The sequence below is a fragment of the Pseudomonas sp. F220 genome (genome assembly GCF_057813935.1).
On record NZ_JBVASJ010000124.1, the window covers coordinates 1 to 634 of the forward strand.

The 634-nt window shown below is 64.8% G+C and carries 1 protein-coding gene; it reads left to right on the forward strand.

The window, feature by feature from the left end; all coding sequences use genetic code 11:
- On the forward strand, positions 1-634 hold a 634-nt coding region (locus tag ACZYSM_RS29270), incomplete at both ends, for an MMPL family transporter (protein WP_489077169.1).

The following is a 634-nucleotide window of genomic DNA, read 5'->3' on the forward strand; positions in this document are numbered from 1 at the left end:
GCCTTCCTCAAGGACCACAAGGCCGAGACCCTGGACGCCGTGGTGGCCATTGCCGACAAGTTCGCCAAAGACAACAGCACCCCGGATCGGCAGTTCCTGCTGGCCGCCGGTAGCTCCGGCATCGAAGCGGCGACCAACATTGTGGTGCGCGAGGCCAACCACACCATGTTGCTCTACGTCTACGCGGCGGTGACGTTGTTCTGCCTGATCACCTTTCGCAGCTGGCGCGCCACGCTGGTGGCCTTGCTGCCGCTGGTGCTGACCTCGATCCTCTGCGAGGCGTTGATGGTGGTCATGGGCATCGGCGTGAAGGTCGCGACCCTGCCGGTGATCGCCCTGGGTGTGGGGATCGGCGTGGACTACGCGCTGTACTTGCTCAGCGTGCAGCTGCATCACCAGCGCCAGGGCCTGTCGTTGGGGGATGCCTACCGCAAGGCGGTGTCGTTCACCGGACGGGTAGTGGGCCTGGTGGGCATTACCCTGGCGGCCGGCGTGGTGTGCTGGGCCTGGTCGCCGATCAAGTTCCAGGCGGACATGGGCATCCTGCTGACCTTCATGTTCCTGTGGAACATGCTGGGGGCGCTGATCCTGATTCCTGCGCTGTCGTACTTCCTGTTGCGCGGGCCCTCGCTGA